The organism is Nonomuraea maritima, assembly GCF_900100395.1.
Lineage (GTDB): Bacteria > Actinomycetota > Actinomycetes > Streptosporangiales > Streptosporangiaceae > Nonomuraea > Nonomuraea maritima.
This window is the reverse complement of sequence record NZ_FNFB01000008.1, coordinates 124,606-141,499: the sequence shown is the minus strand read 5'-3', so window position 1 is coordinate 141,499 and position 16,894 is coordinate 124,606. Positions and strand designations below refer to the sequence as shown.

Below are 16,894 nucleotides of genomic sequence, written 5' to 3'. Positions count from 1 at the left end.
CACCCTCCGCGCCGAGTAGCGTCTAGGCATGCGGATCGAGGACTACGCGCTCATCGGAGACATGCAGTCGGCCGCTCTGGTGGCGCGCGACGGCTCCATCGACTGGCTCTGCCTGCCCCGTTTCGACTCGCCCGCGTGCTTCGCGGCGTTGCTCGGCAGCGAGCGCAACGGGCACTGGTGGCTCGGGCCGGTCGGCCGCCGCCCGGCCACGCGGCGGCGCTACCGCGGCGAGAGCCTGGTCCTGGAGAGCGAGTGGGACACCCCGACGGGCACCGTCCGGGTGATCGACTTCATGCCGCCGCGCGACCGCAACCCCGACGTCGTACGGATCGTCGAGGGAGTCTCCGGCAGCGTGGAGATGTCCACGCAGCTGCGGGTCCGCTTCGACTACGGCCGGATCGTGCCGTGGGTGCGCCGCAGCGACGGCCACCTGCAGGCCATCGGCGGCCCCGACTCGGTGTGGCTGCACTCGCCCGTGACGCTCAAGGGCGGCGACTACGCCCACCGCGCCACGTTCACCGTGAACGAGGGCGAGCGGCTGCCGTTCGTGTTCACCTGGCACCCGTCGCACGAGCCGATGCCGCCGCAGCTCGAGCCGGGCGAGCAGTTGCGCGACACCGAGGCGTTCTGGGCGGAGTGGATGTCGAAATGCGCCCACACCGGGCCGTACCGTGAGGCCGTGGTGCGCTCGCTCATCACGCTCAAGGCCCTGACGTACGCGCCGACCGGCGGCATGGTGGCCGCTCCCACGACCTCACTGCCCGAGGACCTCGGCGGCGTGCGCAACTGGGACTACCGCTACTGCTGGCTGCGCGACGCGACGATGACGCTCGACGCGCTGATCAGCTCCGGCTACCTGGAGGAGGCCGCCGACTGGCGGGCGTGGCTGCTGCGCGCCATCGCCGGCCGCCCCCAGGACCTGCAGATCATGTACGGCGTCGGCGGCGAGCGCCGCCTGCCCGAGCTGCTGCTCGACTGGCTCGACGGCTACGAGGAGTCCCGCCCGGTGCGCATCGGCAACGAGGCCGCCAAGCAGTTGCAGCTCGACGTGTACGGCGAGGTCATGAACTGCCTGTACGTCGCGAGCGAGCGCGGCCTGCCGCCCGACGACCGGGCCTGGACGATCCAGCGTGAGCTGCTCGACTACGTCAAGGATCACTGGGACGAGCCCGACGAGGGGCTGTGGGAGGTCCGCGGGCCCCGGCGGCACTTCGTGCACTCGAAGGTGATGTGCTGGGTGGCGCTCGACCGGGCCGTCAAGCACGTCGAGCGCTTCGGCCGCACCGGGCCGGTGGAGAAGTGGCGGGAGCTGCGCGACACCATCCACGCCGAGATCTGCGACAAGGGCTTCGACACCGAGCGCGGCACGTTCACGCAGTCGTACGGGTCCTCGGAGCTGGACTCGGCGCTGCTGATGATCCCGATCGTGGGGTTCCTGCCGATCGACGACCCACGGGTGACCGGGACGGTGGCGGCGGTCGAGAAGGAGCTGATGGCCGACGGGTTCGTGCTGCGCTACCCGGTGGCGGAGGACAACGACGTCGACGGCCTGCCCGGCGCCGAGGGCGCGTTCCTCGCCTGCAGCTTCTGGCTGGTGGAGGTCATGGCGATGCAGGGGCGCAGGGACGAGGCGAAAGACCTGTTCGAGCGACTGCTGGGGCTGCGCAACGACGTCGGGCTGCTGGCGGAGGAGTACGACCCGCGCTTCCGCCGTCTGGTGGGCAACTTCCCGCAGGCCTTCAGCCACGTCCCGCTGATCCACGCCGCACGCGCCCTCACGGCCGACGGCGCCGAGCCGATGCCGAGATGACACCGGCCGCGGCGCGCGCTCCTGTCAGGTGGTCCGGCCGCGCCGCTCGTGGGCGGCGGACAGGATGAGGTAGGCGGCGGCCGTCCAGGTGTAGGCGCGGTCGCGCAGGCCCTGCCCGGTGCGGGCGTCGAAGTTCTCCGCGAACCCCGACTTCTCGCACAGCGCGCGGAAGCGGGCGCTGATCTCGTCGGCCAGCTCGGGGTAGCCGGCGCGGCGCAGCCCGTCCTCGATCAGGACGGTCGAGGGCGCCCAGATCGGGCCGCGCCAGTAGCCGTCGTCCTGGTAGTGCGGCGAGTCGGGCAGCTCGGTGGCCAGGCCGAACGCGGTCAGATGGCGCTCGATCCCGGCGGCCAGCGCCGCGCGGACCGGCTGCGGCAGCTCCTCCCCCAGCACGATGGGCATGAGTTCGAGCAGGCTGGAGCTCGACCGGGTACGGCCCGAGAGCGCGCCGCGGGCGACGAACCGCTCGCCGTCCCACAGCTCGGCGAGGAGCGCGTCGCGCATCCGGTCGGCCTGCGCGGTCCACCGGGCCGCGGCGTCCGGGCCGGGGGCCAGGCGGGCGAGCTCGCGCAGCTGCAGGACGAGGAACGCGGCCAGGTCGGCGGTCTCGACGACGCGCTCGGCGTCGAAGGTGGTCGCGTTGTCCCAGCCGCTGTCGTTGCCGTGCTGGTAGTGCGGCAGCTCGTGGCCGGGGGCGCGGCGCGCGGTGAGCCAGAAGCCGGTCCAGCGTTCGAGCAGCCGGTAGGTGTCGGCAGGATCGGGCGGCGGCGGCAGGTGGCGCAGGGCCCAGCCGTGGATGGGCGGTTTGACGAAGTTGTGCAGCACCTCGGAGTGGGTGACGGAGTCGGGGAGCGCGCCGGCGCCGTCCTGGTGGTCGAAGGGCAGACGGTACTGGTCCCAGGCCAGACCGGGCAGGCCCGCGCCGAGGGCGATGGCGTTGAAGCAGTGGTCCCAGCTCCACACCTTGTCCATCCAGTGCTTCGACATGAGCACCGCCGGACGGGTGACGAACCCGGCCGGGCGCACGGTCGCCGACCACAGCACGTACGCGGCCAGCTCGGCGGCGGGCGTCCGGTCGCCGCGCCACGGCGCGACCGCCGCGGTGAAGGCGTCGAACTCCGCGCGCGCGGCCGTGACCACCTGCTCGAAGGACGTCGTCGTGGTGTAGGGGGCGCGGGCGGTCTCGTACTCCTCGACGGCGATCTCCCAGTCGCCGCTCAGGACGACCCCGCGCTCGGCGGCGCCGAGCGCCTGCGTGCCCAGCGGCTCGGCCTGCCCGCCGAGGACGGTGATCCGGTAGCGGCGTCCGGTCTGGTAGACGGTGAAGACGTACGACCCGTCGACGGGATCCCGGTAGAAGTACGGGCCGCTGAACGGGGTCAGGACCGGGTCGGCGGCCAGCAGGCGCAGGCCGAGGCCGAGGCCGCGCACGCGCACCGTGTCGGCGCTCTCGTAGGCGAGGTCGATGCGGCCCTCGTCGCGGGTCCAGGAGAGCCGGTGCGGGGTGGCTGTGACGGCGGCGCCTGATTCGGGGACCACCTTCAGGATCGGGTGCATGCCGGTCTGGTGGGAGACCAGGTGCACCTCGTCGGCGTAGGTCCCCTCGGCCACCACGGGCGAGAAGCAGAACCACGAGCCGTGGTGGCTGAACGGGATCTCCCGCAGGGAGAACACCGGGCCGGGGGCGGACGACCTCATCAGGCGCCGGTCCTTTCTTGCGGGGCCACCGGTACGAAGATCCGCATGCTCGACGGGCCGCGCCGCGCCCACCCGTGGTACGGCCGCAGCGGCACGTCGAACCAGTCGTCGTCCCCCTGCTCGTCGAGCGGACCGGCGGGATAGGCCCACGGCCGGTCGGCGAGGTCGAGCGCCCGGCCGCGCACGAGGACGGCGCCCTCGGCGGCGCGCGGGGCGGAACCCGGATCGAGCACCAGGGACTCCAGCAGGTCGGGAGAGGGCAGGTCGTTCGACTCGACGCAGAGGACCTCAGGCCCGCGCTCCACCGCGACGCAGCCGCGTACGGCGTCGATCCGCGGGTCGGGCCAGGTGAGCCGGGGCTGCATCGGCAGCTCCAGGACGATCTCCTCGCCCGCGCGGAAGGCGCGGCGCACCTGCGCCGGGCCAGGCCGCACCGGACGGGTCTGCCCGCCCTCGGTCAGCGTGGCCCCGTCGGCCCAGGCGGGCACCCGCAGGGTGAGCGTCCAGGGGGTGTCCGCGTCGGCGGCGATCCGGACGCGAACGGTCCCGGCCTGCGGGTAGGCGGTCTCGACGTCCACGGCGACCGGCTGCCCGCCGGGCAGCTCGGCGCGGACGGAGCAGGAGGCGTACTGGTGGATCTGCAGGCCGTCGTCGTCGGTGGTGGCGAGGTAGCCGTGCAGGCCGGCGAGCGTGCGGGCGACGTTGGTGGGGCAGCAGGAGACGTCGAACCAGGGGGCCCGCACCCCCGCCTCGGCCCGCGGACTGACCTCGTCCTGGTCGGCGGGCCGGCCGGCGACCCGCTGGTGCAGCGGGTTGGCGTAGAAGAAGGCCCGGCCGTCGGTGCTCGGCGAGACGGCGACGACGTTGTAGAGCGTGCGCTCGATGAGGTCGGCGTAGCGGACGTCGCCGGTGGCGAGGTACAGCCGCCAGGACACCATGATCGAGGCGACGCCGGCGCAGGTCTCGCAGTAGGCGCGGTCCGGGGGCAGCTCCCAGTCCTCGCCGAAGCCCTCGTCCTGGTGGCGCGAGCCCATGCCGCCGGTGACGTAGGTGCGGCGGGCGACCGTGCGCTCCCACTGGCGTTCGATCGCGCGCAGCAGGTCGTCGTCACCGAGCTCGACCGCGACGTCCACCGCGGCGGCGGCCAGGTAGAGCGCGCGGACGGCGTGCCCGCGCCACACGTCGGCCTCCCTGATCGGGACGTCGTCCTGGAAGTAGGCGCGGCCCAGCGGGATGTCGCGCAGCGTGCCGTGCCCGCGGCGGTCGAGGAACAGGCGGGCCTGCTCGACGTACCGCTGCTCCCCCGTGGCGCGGCCGAACTCGGCCATGCCGACCTCGATCTCCGGGTGCCCGCAGATCGCGGCCGTCCCGCCGGGGCCGAACGTGCGGCACACGTGGTCGGCGGCCCGCCGCGCGACGCGCACCAGGTCGTCCTCGCCGGCGGTGCGCAGCCGGGCCACGGCGGCCTGGAGCAGGTGGCCGGTGTTGTAGAGCTCGTGGCCCATCTCCAGGTCGCTGTAGCGCGGCGGCTGGTCGCCGTGGCCGAAGCAGGTGTTGAGGTAGCCGTCCTGATCCTGCGCGCGGGCGACCCGGGCGGTGAGCCGCTTGATCGCCGCCTCCGCCTCAGCGTCGCCGCTCCGCGCGACCTCCCACGACAGGGCCTCCAGCAGCTTGTAGACCTCGGAGTCCGAGAACGACCAGCCGGGACGGTCGGGCCCGGTGGTGCCGTCGGCGACCCGGTCGAAGTTGGCCAGCCAGCCGAGGCGCTCCATCCACGTCTCGCAGTGGGCGAGCGTCTGCGCGGCGTTCACGGCCTGCCGCTCCCCCCAGAACCCGCCGGTGAGCGAGACCTGCGCGAGCCCGAGGGGGCGTACCCGGCCGTGTGACGGCAGCACGGGGCTGGTCATAGAGGTGAAACCTTTCATGTCAGTCCTTGACGGCGCCCGCGGTGACCCCGGCGGCGATGTAGCGCTGCGCGAGGATCAGGAGGAAGGCCGCGGGCAGCGACGCGATCACGGCGGTCGCCATGATGGAGTTCCATTGCGTCGTGTTGTTGCCGATGTAGCGGAAGATGCCGAGCGTGACCGGGATGACCTCGCTGCTGCGGTTGAGCGTGGAGGCGAAGATGAAGTCCGACCACGCCCACAGGAACGCGAACAGCGAGACCGTGATCACGGAGTTGCGGCTGAGCGGGAGCACGATCGAGCGGAACGTCCGCCAGGTGCTCGCCCCGTCGATCTGCGCCGCGGCCATCACCTCGGCGGGGATCCCCGCCATGAACGCCCGGAACAGCAGCACCCCGAAGGGCACGGCGAGCGTCGAGTCGGCCACGATCAGGCCCGCGACGGTGTTGAGCAGCCCGAGCCTGATGTAGATCGCGTAGAAGCCCATCGCCATGACGACGGCGGGGATCATCTGCGCGACCAGGAGCAGGAAGTCGATCGTCCGGGCGCCGCGCGGCCGCAGCTTGGCCAGGGCGAACCCGGCGGGCAGGGAGACGACGAGCGTGAGCGCCACCGTGCCGAGCCCGATGAACAGGCTCGTGGCGAGCGCAGGGAGTTGCTGGCCGAGCGCGGCGGTGTACCCCTCGAACGTGGGGTCCCACGGGAACCAGTGCGGCGGGTCGGCCCGCATGTCGCCGGTCTTGGTGAGCGAGACGTTGAACATCCAGTAGACGGGGAAGAGCATGACGCCCGTCAGGACCACGCCCACCGCCGTCTTCCACACTGTCTTCTGGGCCTTCATCCGTTCTCCTCCTTCCGCTGCAGGCGCACGTGCGCGAGACCGGCGACGAAGGCGATGACGATGAGCAGGTTGCCGACCGCCGCCGCAGGGGAGAAGTCGGGCTGCCCGGTGCCGAACGCCTCCCGGTAGGACCAGATGGCGAACGTCGTGGAGGCGTCCGCCGGGCCGCCCCTGGTCATGATCCAGATGATGTCGACGACCTTGAGCGTGTAGATCAGCCCGAGCAGCAGCGTGATCATGGACACCGGGCGCAGCAGCGGGAACGTGATGTGCCGGAAGCGCTCCCAGGCGTTCGCGCCGTCCAGCCCGGCCGCCTCGTACAGGGAGGGCGAGATGTTCTGCAGGCCGGCGTAGAGGATGACCAGGTTGAACGGGATGCCGAGCCAGATGTTGGCCACGGTGACCGCCAGCAGCGAGGTGTCCGGCGAGGTCAGCCAGTTGATCTGGCCGATGCCGAACGCCTGGAGCGCCGCGTTGACGATGCCGTTCTCGCTGTTGAGCATCCACGACCAGGTCGAGGCCGACACGATGAGCGGCAGCAGCCACGGCACGAGGAACATCGCGCGCAGCACCGCCGACAGCCGGAAGTTGCGGTGGAAGAACACCGCGAGGGCCAGCCCGATGACGTACTGGACGGCGATCGAGCCCAGCGTGAACACCGCGGTGTTGCTCAGCGCGCGCAGGAAGGCGTCGTCGGTGACGATGACGACGTAGTGCCGCAGCCCGGTGAACTCGGGGTTGCCCTGGATGAAGGCGCGCGGCGTGTAGTCGTGCACGCTGAGGTCGATGTTGCGGTACAGCGGATAGGCGTAGAAGACGGCCAGGTAGACGAGGAGCGGGGCGAGGAAGGCGAGAGCCGTCCAGCGCTGTGCCCGCCGCTGATTCCCCCGGCCCGCCCGCGCGCGCGGGCGGGCCGCGTGCGCGGGTTCGGTGTGGAGCGCGGTCATGGCATTATTCGCCGGTGGCCTGCTGGGCCTTGGCCTGCGCGTCCTTGAGCGCGTCGGCGGGGCTCGCCGAACCGCTCAGCGCCTTCTGCACGCCGGTCCACAGCGCCTCGGAGATCTTCGGGTACTTCGTGCCGAGGTTGTCGCTGGTGCGGCCCTTGGCGCTGCGGACGGCGTCCACCCACGGCTTCAGCTCGGGCTCCTTGCCGAGGATCTGCTCCTGTCCCTCGGCGGTGGAGGGGATGTAGTACGCGAACGTCGTACCGGTCTCCACGAGTCCCTCGGGCGTGGTCATGCACTCGAGGATCTTCTTGGTGACGTCGTAGCGCCCGGTGTCCTTCTGCGCGGGCACCGTGATGAACTCGCCGCCGGTGGGGGTCGGCGCGACGCCGCCGTCCTTGCCGGGGATCTGCACGACGCCGGTCGGGAAGCCGGCCTCCGCAGCGCTGTTGATCTGCCAGGTGCCGTTCTCCGCGAAGCCGAACTCCCCGGTCAGGAACTCCTCCCAGGTGGTGTTCTGCGAGTTGCTGAGCACCGAGTTCGGCGCGATGCCGTCCTTGACCCAGGAGTTCCACAGCTCCAGCGCCGCGACGGCCTCGGGCGAGTCGAGCTTGGTGAGCTGCGCGCCGGCGCCCCAGAACCACGGCAGGAACTGGAACGAGCCCTCCTCGGTGCCGATGCCCGCGAAGGTGATCGGCTTCTTGCCGGCGGCCTTGATCTTCTTCAGCGCCGCGTCCAGCGAGGCCCAGTCCTTGATCGAGGCAGGGTCGACGCCCGCGTCGTCCAGGATCTTCTTGTTGTAGTAGAGGGCGAGGGTGTTCGCCCCGATGGGGATGCCGTACGTCTTGCCGTCCAGTTCTCCGGCGGCGATGAGGTTCTTGTCGAACCTGGCGGTCTCGAGGCCGAGCTCGTCCATGGTGGTGAGCATCCCGGCGTCGGCGAGCGTCGAGACGGCGGGGTTGTCGAGGAGGATGACGTCCGGCGGGTTGCCCTCCTGACCGGCGAGCAGGGCCTGGTTCGTGAGCGCGGTCGTGTCGTAGGCGGTGCGCTCGATGGTGACGCCGGCCTGCTGCCCGCAGGAGTTCACCCGCTTGGCCCACGCCGACGAGGCGTCGTGCTGCGGGTAGGGGTCCCACCACGTGTAGGCGCCGCCGGGAGCGGCGCTGTCGGCGCCGCCCTGCGGCGGCGCGGAGGCGCAGGCGGCGAGGGTGGACGCCGCCAGGACGGCGGTTCCGAGGACCGTCGCCCTGGACATCGACGGACGGTTCATCGATTCCTCCAAAGTTAACGCTCACGTCGGGAGCGTGCCGGAAAGTTCTGCGGGTCAGGCGCGGGACGGCCGCGGGGGCGCGGTGCTGTCCCGGGAGACGAGTTCTGGCGAGATGAAGCGCACCACGAACGGCTCTTGCCTGGCCGCCTGCGACTCCACGCGGCGCACGAGCTGGCGCACCGCCATGGCGCCCAGGCGGTCGGGCGCGCTCTCGACGAACGAGTAGGGAAGGGAGAAGGTGGCGGCGAAGTCGGCGGAGTAGCGCCCGATGACCGACAGGTCGCCGGGCACCCGCAGCCCCCGCTCGTAGGTGACCGAGGGCAGCGCCGCGGCGGCCGCCTCGTTGTTGATCAGCAGGCCGGTCGCCGCCGGGTAGGTGTCGAGCAGGTGGTGGAGCAGGCGTCCCACGGCGGGTTGCCGGGACTCGCCGTAGGCGGCGTGCAGGATGACGCCGAGCTGACGGGCGCGTTCGAGCGCCGCGTCGCGCAGGCGCCACACGTACGCCCCGCCCCGCTCCACCACGTGCTCCGGATGGGAGACCAGGATGAGTTCGCGGTGACCGAGCCGGTGCAGGTGCTCGACCATGACCCGCCCGGTCTCCTCGAAGTCCAGGTCGAACACGTCGAGCCCGGAACAGTCGCCAGGGAACCCGACCAGGGCGCCGGGCTGCGGCGCGGCGCGCAGGACGGGCAGGCGGGCGTCGTCGTGGGCGATGTTCATCAACACGACGCCGTCGACCATGCGGGAGTCGGTGACGCGCCGCAGCGCCCGTACCCCGTCGGCCTCGGTGACGAGCAGCGTGTCGTAGCCCAGGTCGCGTGCGGTGTTCGTGACGCCCAGGATGTACTGCATCATCGCGGGCGCGAATTCGTCCTCGTGGAACTGGGCGAGCAGACCGAGAACCTTGGTCTGGGCGGTGGCGAGCGCACGGGCGCCGGCGTTCGGCGTGTACGCGAGCGCCTCGGCGGCGGCCAGCACGCGCCGGCGCACCTCCTCCGAGATGGGCCGCTTGCCGGACAGCGCGTAGGACGCCGTGCTGCGGCTCACCCCGGCCTCCCGGGCCACGTCCGCGATCGTCGCCACTTACACCTCCTGATTGTCGAACCGGTTCGATGATTGCGTCGCACCGCTCCCTCGCATCGCCGGCCGGATCGGCCTGGTCCTCGGGAAGGACGAGCGCCCCCGCGTCGGAGGGCGAGTCGCGATCTCTGAGACCAGGCGAACCGGTTCAACGATGTGGGCTCGACTGTTGTCCTGAACGGCGGCGGACGTCAAGGGTGCGTACAGCCGCCGATGCCAAATCGTGACATGCCGGAAACGTGGGCGATCTTTCCCATTGACGGCGACGGCATGGCTTCGTAACCTACGCGCAACCCTTCGATCGCGTCGCCAACTCCGCTCCCTCAGTCGTGTTAGCGCTCACATCAAGGGACTTCGCCATGGCATTCCCGAGCATCACCAGGGCCTTAGCCGGAATCCTCCCGGCCGCCCTGGCCCTATCCCTGACCACTGGGGTGGCGGCCGCAGCCGCCGCGCCGGAACCCGTCCTCACCTACGACTTCGACGCCGACGACCTCACCACCGGAACCATCACCGACACCTCAGGCAACGGCCTGGACGGCGAGCTCGTCAACGCCGCCACCGCCGCGCTGGTGGACGGCGCGGCGGGCGGGCACGCGCTGAGCCTGCCCGGCGGCGCGTCGACCTCCGACGGCGCGTACGTCAGGCTGCCGGCGGCCGCGCTCAAGGGCAGGACCGACCTGACCGTGTCCACGCGGGTGCGGTGGGACGGCACCACGGCCCCGTGGCAGTGGATCTACGCGCTGGGCAAGGACAACGTCCGCTACCTGTTCAGCACGCCGTACAACGGCGACGGGCGGCTGCGCACGGCGGTCACCACCTCGGGCGGCGGCGCCGAGGCCCAGGTCACCGGCTACGCGCCGTTGCCCGCGAACGCGTGGAAGACGCTGACCGTCACCCTCGACACGACGGCCCGCCGCGTCACGACCTACCTCGACGGAGCCGCCGTCTCCTCCGCCCCCACGACGATCACGGCGGCGCAGCTGATCGACGACGCGGCGACGTCCGCCGGGTTCATCGGGCGCTCCTTCTACCCGGACCCGCTGTTCGACGGCGCGATCGACGACTTCCGCGTCTACGCCGCGGCGCTGACCGCCGAGCAGGTGGCCGAGCTGGCCGGCGGCACGCCCGCGACGCCGACCGGGCTCAGCCGCGACACCTACGACGTGCGGACGACCGTCGGCACCGCGCCCACGCTGCCGCCCGCGGTCCGCGCCACCTTCTCCGACGGCTACGACCGCGACGTGCCGGTCACGTGGTCGTCCGTCGACCCGGACAGCTACGCCGCCGCCGGGACGTTCACCGTCACCGGCTCGGCCGCCGGCCGACCGGTCACCGCCGAGGTGACGGTGGTCCGCGAGGGGCGGCTCGTCATCGACCTGGCCAAGGACACCGGCGCCTTCCACGGCGGCGCGTCCGGCACCCTGTACGGGCTCTACGGCCCCGGCGTCCCGACGAACAACCTCATCGAGGGCATGAACCTGCGCACGGTGTCGACCAAGGCCCAGGACGGCCCGCAGCACCCCGGCGCCGACGCCCTGGAGGTGGTCAAGCCGCTGGCCGACAGCACCGACGGCGACGTGTACATCTACATGACCGACATCCACCGCGGCTTCCCTTACCAGTGGCCGGGCAGCACGCCGGAGGAGAAGTTCGACCTGTACCGGCAGAAGATCGCCAAGCAGGTCGCGCAGGTCGGGCAGCTCGACCCGAAATATCAGGACAACATCGTCTTCGTGCCGTTCAACGAGCCCGAGGGCAACATGTTCGGCACCGGCCAGTGGAGCTACAACGGCGTCAGCTGGCTCAACGACCCGCGCGACTACTTCCGGGCGTGGGACGAGGTGTACGCCCTCATCAAGGGCGCGCTGCCGGACGCCCGCATCGCGGGGCCGAACACCAGCGTGCTGTACTCGCAGGTCAAGGGCTTCCTGGAGCACACGGTCGAGGCGGGCACCGTGCCCGACGTGATGACCTGGCACGAGCTCAGCCACCCCGAGCAGGTGCGCTCCAGCGTGAAGCGCTACCGCGAGATGGAGGCCGAGGTCTTCGCCGGCACGAGCCACGCCGGCAGGAAGCTGCCGATCAACATCAACGAGTACGCCTTCAACTACCACACCTCGGTGCCCGGCCAGATGATCCAGTGGGTCTCGGCCATCGAGGAGTCGAAGGTGGACGCCGACATCGCGTACTGGAACATCGACGGCAACCTGTCCGACTCGGCCGTGCAGGCCAACCGGGGCAACGGCCAGTGGTGGCTGCTGAACGCCTACGGCCAGATGTCCGGCCACACCGTCGAGGTCACGCCGCCGTTCCCTGGCCAGAACTACACCCTCCAGGGCGTGGCGACGCTCGACCCGGCCAAGAAGCAGGCGCGCGCGCTGATCGGCGGCGCCAGCAGCGCCGGGCACATCCGCTTCGAGAACGTCCCCGAGGACGTCCTCGGCCGCACGCTGCACGCCTGGGTCAGGGAGATCCCGTGGACCGGGCAGATCGGCGACTCGTCGCAGCCCGAGCTCATCGCCGAGCGTGACGTCACCGTCGAGAACGGCGCGGTGGTCCTCAACTTCGGCGAGGGCGACCTGCCGAGGCTGGAGGAGTCGTCGGCGTACGAGATCGTGCTGTCGCCCGCCGGGACCGGCACCGCGACGGCGCAGCCGCCGAAGCTCTGGGAGCGGTCGTACGAGGCGGAGGACGCGGCGTACACCGGCGGCGGCTACAGCCGCAACGGGCCCGAGGGCTCGCCGTCCGACGTGTCGAAGTTCTACACCTCCGGCGGCTACGACGTCGGCGGCCTGCGCACCGGCTCGGACGTCGTGCTCGACTTCACCGTCGACGTTCCGCAGGCCGGGCGCTACGACCTGAGCGTCTTCGCCAACTCGCTCAACACCTTCGACCGGGTGGCCGAGCAGGGGCCGACCAACGTCTTCGTCCGCGTGGACGGCGGCGCGGAGCAGGAGATGTTCCTGCCCCTCGGCTACAAGTGGGTGGTGTGGGACCACGCCGACACCACGGTCGAGCTCACCGCGGGCAGGCACGTCATCTCCCTGGCCGCGCGCAGCCTCGACGGGTCGAAGGCCACCCGGGGCGACGCGATCGTCGACCGGATCCACCTGTCGCTGCCGAACCCGGCCGGCGCGACCTCGGTCTACGAGGGCGAGCTGGCCACGCTGCACGGAGCCGGCACGGCGTACGACGTGAAGGGCGCGGGGGTCTCCGGCTCGGGTGCCGCGGCGGTCGCGCGCGGCAAGTCGGCGACGTTCTGGGTCTACTCGGCCGAGGACGCCGCCGCCGTCCTCGACCTCAAGCTGTTCGGGCCCGGCCAGGCGAAGATGGCCGTCAACGGGGTGGAGGTGCTGGGCCACGCCAGGCGCGGCGCCGCCACCGCGACGGTGTCGCTGGCGGGTGGCGTCAACAAGGTCACGGTCACCGGCAAGGCGGCCACGACGCTCGTCGACCGCCTGGAGGTGCGCCCGGCGCCCGACGCGCTGCCGGCGACCGTCTACGAGGCGGAGTCGGCCCGGCTCACGGGCACGGCTCAGGTCTCGCCGCTGTCGCTGGCCGGCGGCCAGGCGGCGGTGACCGGGATCGGCGGTGAGCCGGGCAACGACAACACGCTCACCTTCACCGTACGGGCGGACGCCGCCGGCACCTACGCGATGCGCGTGCGCTACTCCAACCCGGAGCAGTCGCCCGCCACGCACTACAACCCCGACCCGCTGGCCCGGCGCGCCGACATCGCGGTGAACGGCGCCGCCCCGCAGCGCGTGCTGTTCCCGCACACGTTCCACGAGAACAACTTCTGGGAGCTGACGGTCCCGGTGAAGCTCAAGAAGGGAGCCAACACGGTCCGCTTCTCCAGCGAGGAGACGCCGAACTTCGACGGCACGACGTACGCGTCGGAGACGTTCCCCGGAGTGCTGCTGCGTTCGCAGTACGCCCCGGTGATCGACAGCGTCACGGTCGCGCCCTACAGCCGCTGACCTGACGACCGGTCCCTGAGCGGCCTTCGCTCAGGGACCGGTCAACCGGCGTTCACCCGCCGTGGTCAGCATGAACACCTGCCAGTTGTAGTACGCGTAGTAGGCGCGCGGGTCGCGCCTCATCTGGCGGGCGTACCGCTGGATCGCCTCGACGTACGCCCGCGACGGGTTGTAGGCGTACAGCGCGCGCCGGTAGTCGCCGGGCGCGCCGGACGCCTTCAGGTAGTGGGCCGCCCCCATGACGGCGTCGCGCGGGTCCTGGACGTCGCCGCCCATGCCGTACGCCCGCCAGGTGGCCGGCATGAACTGCATGGGGCCCTGGGCCCCGGCGTGGCTGTCGGAGCGCACCCGGCCGAACTTCGTCTCGGCGAACATCACCGCCGCGAGCACCTCCCACTCGACCCCGAACCGGCGCTCGGCCCGTTCGAAGTGGCCGAGCAGTTCGGCCGCCGGACGGGGCCGCCGGGTTCTGAAGACCGCGTCCGGGCTGATCGGGCGGGCCAGGGCGAGCAGTTCGCGGATCGCCTCCGTGTTGTCCGTGGCCTGTGCCTTCAGCTGCCTGTGCAGCCGGGCGAAGGCCCGGGAGGCGAGGTCGGGGTGGCGGGCGGCGTGGCGGTAGAGGCGCTGCTGGTGGAGGGCGAGCAGCACGACGTCCTCTGGCGGCTCGCCGGGGGCTGCCTCGCGGCCACCGATCCAGGCGTCGACGGCGTCGCCGAGCCGCGCGGTGGTCTCCCGCACCGCCGTTGCCAGCGCGGTGGGGCTCTTCGGCAGCCTCGCCCCAGGGCGGGGCGGCGGCTGCGCCGTGGCCGGGCTGCCGATGGTGGTGGCCGGTGGCGAGGGGCCGCCTGTGGTGGTCACGGCTTCCGGCGAGGTCGCGGGTGGCCGCGCTGCCGGGGCGCCGGCGGACGACGTCCCGCAGGCCGCGGCTCCGGTGAGCACGACGGTGAGCACTGCGGTGAGCACGGCGGTGGGCACTGCGGTGAGCACTGCGGTGAGCACGGCGGCCGCGACGGGCGGCGAGCGGTGGGGGTGACGTTCGTCCATGGAGCGCCAACCTACCGACCGCGTCCCGCCCTTTCCCTGCACCGGACGAAGCCGGTGTGCCGCCGTCACGGGGAGGTTCGCTCGCGTACGGCGTCCACCCGGGCCATCACGGGGGTGGCCGTGACGCCGTGGAGCACGACGGAGGCGACCACCGTGAAGCCGGTGACGGCCCACAGCTCGTCGGCGGGGACGCCGAAGTCGGCCTGGCCGAGCGCGTACGCGAGGTAGAACAGCGACCCGATCCCCCGGATGCCGAAGAACGAGATCACCAGCCGTTCCCTGGGCCCTGCGGGACCGCGCCACTGGGTCAGCCAGCCCGCCAGCGGCCTGATCACCAGCAGCAGCAGCAGCCCGACGGCGGCGCCGCGCCAGGTGAGCGCCGCCAGGCCGCCGGTCATGACGAAGCCCCCGAGCAGGAGCAGCAGCCAGGCCGTGAGCAGCCGTTCCAGCTGATCGACGAAGCCGTGCAGGACGTTGTTGTAGCCGTGCCCGAACTCCGCCCGCCGGATGGCGCACGCGGTCACGAACACCGCCACGAAGCCGTAGCCGTGCAGGAGTTCCGTCACCCCGTACGCGAGGAGCGTGGCGGCCAGCGCGACGAACCCGTCGCGGCGTTCCGACAGGCGCACGCCGTTCGTGCGGGCGCGGAAGAACAGCCGGCCCAGCAGGTAGCCGATGAGCAGGCCGGACAGGAGCCCGGCCACGGTCCGGTAGAGCACGTCGGCCAGCGCCCACTCCCCCAGCCAGCCGGTCCCGCCGGCCGCGGCCACGGCGATGGCGGCGTACACGAAGGGGAAGGCGAGCCCGTCGTTGAGACCTGCCTCCGAGGTGAGGGCGAAACGGACCTCGTCGTCGGCGTTCTCGGCGTCCGCGGGCTCGCCGACGTGCACGTCGGAGGCCAGCACCGGGTCCGTGGGCGCGAGGACGGCGCCGAGCAGCAGCGCCGAGCCGATCGGCCAGCCCGCGACGCCGGTCGCGGCGAGCGCCACCCCCGCCACGGTGAGCGGCATGGCCAGCCCGAGCAGCCGCCAGGTGGTCGACCAGCCGCGCGGCCCCGCGCGGCGGTTGATCGCCAGGCCGGCGCCCATGAGGGAGATGACCACGCACAGCTCGGTGATGTGCTCCAGCGCCACCCGGTGGGTGATCGGGTCGGGCTCGGGCAGCCCGATCGGCAGCGCGAACACGACGAGCCCGGCGACGAGACACACCAGGGGCAGGGACACGGGACGGCCGGCGATGGCCTCGGGCAGGATCGCGGCGAGCAGCGCGGCGCCTCCGCCGAGCGCCAGCACAAGGTCAAAGGGGGACATCCCCGCCCCACTGCCCGGTAGATCACGCGCTACGCCTTCTCGCCGTAGGCGAGCCCGGCCACATCTTGCTAGCGTGCCTTCGCACCGGCACAGCGAGGACGGGAGACCCACCGTGGACACGGCACAGTTACCGCTCCCTCCCGACCTGCCCGAGCCCGGCTTCTACCGCGACCCGGGCGGCGGGGACCGCCTGCGTTACTGGGACGGCTCAGGCTGGACGTCCCGGACGGCTCCCCTGCCCCGGGACGGCCGGCCGCCGTCACCGCAAGCCGGGCACGCCGCCCCCGGTGTGCCCGGCGCGCCCGCCGCTCCTGGTGCGCCCAGGAAGGGCATGAGCAGGGCGGCGAAGTGGCTGGTCGCCGTCACGGCGCTCGCGGCGCTCGCGGGGCTCGGCTGGGGGGCCGCGGTGGCGGTGGCCGTCATCACCGACGAGAACCCGGTACTCCTCGTGATGCCGACGGGCCAGGAGGTCAGGCGGGAGGACATGGGCGACGTCCTCGACCAGCTCGCCACGTACGCCGACGCGCCCACCGGGAAGGCGCGCTCATCCGAACGCTGGGAGTTCTGCTCCGCGCTTCCCGACGCCTTCCTGGAGAAGGGCGTGCGGGTCGAGTACCCCGCCGGGGAGGGCGCGTTCACCGGTGAGTGCGTCCGCGCGAGCTGATCCACGCGGCCGTTCCGGACGGCCCGGATCGACGGCATTGACATGCGCACAAACCGGACTTTAGGTTGTGTGAAACGTTCGACTCGCTCATCGGCCCGCCGGCCGAGCGCCAGGGCCGGAGTGGGATGACCTCGTTGCGTGACGCGCCCGCACGCGCGCAGACCGCGCTCAGCGCCGCGTTCGGCACCGCGTTCGGCACAGTGCCCAGCGCCGTGTTCGGCCTCCGATCCGTGCGCTGCCCCGCGTCCGGCCTCGCCGCCGCGCCGGGCGCGCGGCACGCCGGTGCCGCTTCTCCCCCGCCTGACCCCGCGAACGCGCGTATCCCCGGACGCCCCCGCACCGGCCC

The 16,894-nt window shown here is 72.1% G+C and carries 11 protein-coding genes; 3 read left to right on the top strand and 8 right to left on the bottom strand.

The window, feature by feature from the left end:
* The first annotated feature begins 28 nt into the window (after positions 1–28).
* Positions 29–1,810, top strand: a complete 1,782-nt coding sequence (locus tag BLR04_RS16270) for a glycoside hydrolase family 15 protein (RefSeq protein WP_090765171.1) — start codon at positions 29–31, stop codon at positions 1,808–1,810.
* A 24-nt stretch (positions 1,811–1,834) separates the two neighbouring features.
* On the opposite strand, the gene BLR04_RS16265 is transcribed toward BLR04_RS16270, so the two are convergent.
* From BLR04_RS16265 to BLR04_RS16240, 6 genes are read right to left on the bottom strand one after another with little or no spacing between them, the layout of a single operon-like run.
* Positions 1,835–3,508: an amylo-alpha-1,6-glucosidase gene (locus BLR04_RS16265; RefSeq protein WP_090765168.1), complete on the bottom strand. Its 1,674-nt coding sequence runs from the start codon at positions 3,506–3,508 to the stop codon at positions 1,835–1,837.
* Positions 3,508–5,415: a glycoside hydrolase family 127 protein gene (locus BLR04_RS16260; protein WP_218128993.1), complete on the bottom strand. Its 1,908-nt coding sequence runs from the start codon at positions 5,413–5,415 to the stop codon at positions 3,508–3,510. Before BLR04_RS16260 ends, BLR04_RS16265 begins: the two co-directional genes overlap by 1 nt.
* A gap of 19 nt (positions 5,416–5,434) precedes the next feature.
* A complete protein-coding gene (locus BLR04_RS16255) occupies positions 5,435–6,253 on the bottom strand; it encodes a carbohydrate ABC transporter permease (protein ID WP_090765162.1) in 819 nt (272 codons plus the stop codon).
* Complete coding sequence (locus BLR04_RS16250) at positions 6,250–7,200, bottom strand: carbohydrate ABC transporter permease (protein ID WP_090765160.1); 951 nt, start codon at positions 7,198–7,200, stop codon at positions 6,250–6,252. The genes BLR04_RS16255 and BLR04_RS16250 overlap by 4 nt, the downstream gene beginning before the upstream one ends.
* A 4-nt stretch (positions 7,201–7,204) precedes the next feature.
* A complete protein-coding gene (locus tag BLR04_RS16245; protein WP_090765157.1) occupies positions 7,205–8,467 on the bottom strand; it encodes a sugar ABC transporter substrate-binding protein in 1,263 nt (420 codons plus the stop codon).
* 54 nt (positions 8,468–8,521) lie between these two features.
* Positions 8,522–9,550: a LacI family DNA-binding transcriptional regulator gene (locus BLR04_RS16240; protein WP_090765154.1), complete on the bottom strand. Its 1,029-nt coding sequence runs from the start codon at positions 9,548–9,550 to the stop codon at positions 8,522–8,524.
* Positions 9,551–9,906: 356 nt separating this feature from the next.
* On the opposite strand from BLR04_RS16240, the gene BLR04_RS16235 reads away from it, so the two are divergent.
* Positions 9,907–13,530, top strand: coding sequence for a LamG-like jellyroll fold domain-containing protein (locus BLR04_RS16235; RefSeq protein ID WP_090765151.1), 3,624 nt, complete (start codon positions 9,907–9,909; stop codon positions 13,528–13,530).
* Between the two features lie 30 nt (positions 13,531–13,560).
* On the opposite strand, the gene BLR04_RS16230 is transcribed toward BLR04_RS16235, so the two are convergent.
* Together BLR04_RS16230 and BLR04_RS16225 are read right to left on the bottom strand one after the other, a co-directional pair.
* Positions 13,561–14,574: a lytic transglycosylase domain-containing protein gene (locus BLR04_RS16230; RefSeq protein WP_090765148.1), complete on the bottom strand. Its 1,014-nt coding sequence runs from the start codon at positions 14,572–14,574 to the stop codon at positions 13,561–13,563.
* Between the two features lie 65 nt (positions 14,575–14,639).
* Entirely contained in the window at positions 14,640–15,884 is a 1,245-nt protein-coding gene (locus BLR04_RS16225; protein ID WP_090765145.1) for a cation:proton antiporter, read from the bottom strand.
* A 112-nt stretch (positions 15,885–15,996) separates the two neighbouring features.
* On the opposite strand from BLR04_RS16225, the gene BLR04_RS16220 reads away from it, so the two are divergent.
* Positions 15,997–16,548 (top strand): DUF2510 domain-containing protein, encoded by a 552-nt coding sequence (locus tag BLR04_RS16220; protein ID WP_176903114.1) that lies wholly within the window; start codon positions 15,997–15,999, stop codon positions 16,546–16,548.
* The last annotated feature ends 346 nt before the right edge of the window (positions 16,549–16,894 follow it).